Genomic DNA, 2577 nt, shown 5'->3' with positions numbered 1-2577 from the left:
AATTTACGTGCTAAAACGAATACGATGAAAAAAAAGTTACTTACGGCGCTATTGTTTTGTTACGGCATATTAAGTCTGCAGGCACAGACTTCTGTTATCAGGGGAACTGTCAGGGATGCTGTCGGACCGCTTCCGGCCGCCTCGGTGTATGAGAAGGGTTTGCTCTCTAATGGGGTCACGACAGACGGAAACGGAGCGTTCCAGTTAACGCTGCGGGGCAACAGCAATACGCTGGTTGTGCAGTTCGTGGGGTACCTGAGCGAGGAAGTAAATATTGCTGGAAAAACTACCGTAGCCATCACTCTGTCGCCTGATACAAAAGGACTTGAGGAGGTAGTAGTTGTGGGTTTCGGTACTCAGAAAAAAATTACTAATACAGGTGCTGTAAGCTCTATTTCAGGCCAGAGCATACGTGGGATACCTACCGCAAGCGTTCAGAATACGCTTGCGGGAAGATTACCGGGTTTCTTTTCCCAGCAGCGGTCTGGAAGGCCAGGGCAGGATGCCGCAGATTTTTTCATACGCGGCGTAAGTTCGCTGAACAGTTCGGGCAACCAGCCCCTGATCATCGTAGATGACATTGAATATACCTACGCCCAGGTGGCACAGATAGATGTTAATGAAATTGAAAATATATCCATATTAAAAGACGCATCTACTACGGCAGTATATGGAATAAAAGGCGCCAATGGCGTACTGGTTATTACAACCAAAAGAGGGCAGGCGGGCACACCTAAAGTATCGTTTACCTCAGAAGGCGGTGTGCAAGAACTCATCAACCGCCCTGAGTTTCTGGATGCATACCAAACAGCACTTTTACGGAATGAAGCGCTGCGCAATGATGGCCTTGCCGAGCAGTTTACTGCACAGGACCTGGAGCTTTTCAAAAACGGGCAGGACCCTTACGCACATGCCAACGTAAACTGGGTGGATGTGCTGCTGAAAAATTCAAGTTTGCAGACCCGTAATAATCTGGATATTCGTGGTGGGACAGAAACCGTAAAATATTTTGTTTCTATGGGCCATTTCTGGCAGAATGGATTGGTGAAAGATTTTACCACCAGTCGGAGCGAGTTCAACAATAACTACTACTATCAGCGCTTCAACTTCCGCTCTAACCTCGATGTTAAGGCATCCAAAACACTGGATATCAGGCTCGATGTAACCGGCAGATTCGGTGAAACCAACGGCCCATACATTCCAAATCCACTCGACGACGGGAACATCTTTGAGGAATTATACAGCTTTCAGATACTCCCGCCATACGCCTATCCTCTTATCAATCCGGATGGATCCTATCCTTACAGCCCATCATATACCCAGGAAGGGGACAAGGGCCGCAGCCGTTACGGGAAAAGCAGCATTATTGGCAGACTGGGCCAAATGGGATATATCCGTGGTTTTACCAACGACCTGAATATCGTTGTGGGAGGTACACAGAAGCTGAGTATGCTCACCAAGGGGCTATCCGCCAAGGGCACGGTGGCATTTGCAAGTGTTTTATCTAATAGTAGGAACCTGACACGCAACGGCGCCGATATTCCCTCCTATTATTATAACCCCGAAACCAGTACATATAAACAGAACCCGGCTTATCAGAATTTCAGGCTGGAAAGAATGAATGTGCAATATGCCATCACCAATCCAACCACCCGAACAACGAATATCCAGGCGATGCTGAACTATGACCGTACCTTTGGCAGTAAACATCATTTTTCCGGGCTGGCCCTGTACAATACAACCAGCCGTACAGACAGGGCTTCAGTACCCGCAAATATTGCTACCAATTTCAAAGGTATGACAGCCAGGGCAGGGTATGATTTCAAAAGCAAGTATCTGCTCGAGGTGGTTGCATCAAGGAATGGGTCAGACCGTTTTGTAGGCGAAAAACGGTTTGGATGGTTTCCAGCAGTTTCTGCCGGCTGGAACGTTGGGGAGGAAGCATTTTTTAAGAAAAGCATACCCTTTATAGATCTTTTCAAGATCAGGGGCTCTTATGGCCTGGTGGGTTCTGATGTTGTGTCGGGCGGCCAGTATTTATATGAGCAGATATGGAACAGGTCGTCTCTGTATTCGTTCGGAGAGACACACAACAGTTACACTGGCCTGCGTGAGGGTGCGCTGGGCAATACCAATGTTACATGGGAGAAGGAAAGAAAGCTGGATATTGGTACAGATATCAATATGTTCAAGGGAAAGCTTACTTTAACTGTGGATTATTTCCATAATTTTCGCTATGACCAGCTGATCGTGAGAAGATCGATATCAAACGTGCTCGGCATTGGCCTTCCCCGCGAAAACCTGGGATCGGTACGTAACAAAGGCTGGGATGGCCAGCTTAGCTACCGGAGCAATATAAAAAAACTGAATTATTATGTAACCGGTAATTTTTCGTTTGCAAGAAATAAGGTGATCAACACAGACGAGCCAAGCCCCGCTTATCCAAGGCTTGCTCTCACAGGCAAGCCTATAGGGCAAATTATTGGTTTTACCTGGATAGGGTTTTATGCGGATGCCGCAGATGTACAAAATAGTGCGGTACCCGCAGCGGGGGCAGCTCCAGGGGAGCTGAAATAT

Annotated in this window: 1 protein-coding gene; it reads left to right on the top strand. The window is 47.4% G+C overall.

All coding sequences use genetic code 11. The features are described 5' to 3' along the window. Positions 1-24: 24 nt before the first annotated feature. On the top strand, positions 25-2577 hold a 2553-nt coding region (locus WKF69_RS08990; protein ID WP_340381265.1), incomplete at its 3' end, for a SusC/RagA family TonB-linked outer membrane protein.

Origin of the sequence: Daejeonella sp. (assembly GCF_037719425.1) — a bacterium.
GTDB lineage: Bacteria > Bacteroidota > Bacteroidia > Sphingobacteriales > Sphingobacteriaceae > Daejeonella.
This window is presented reverse-complemented; position numbering and strand designations above follow the sequence as displayed.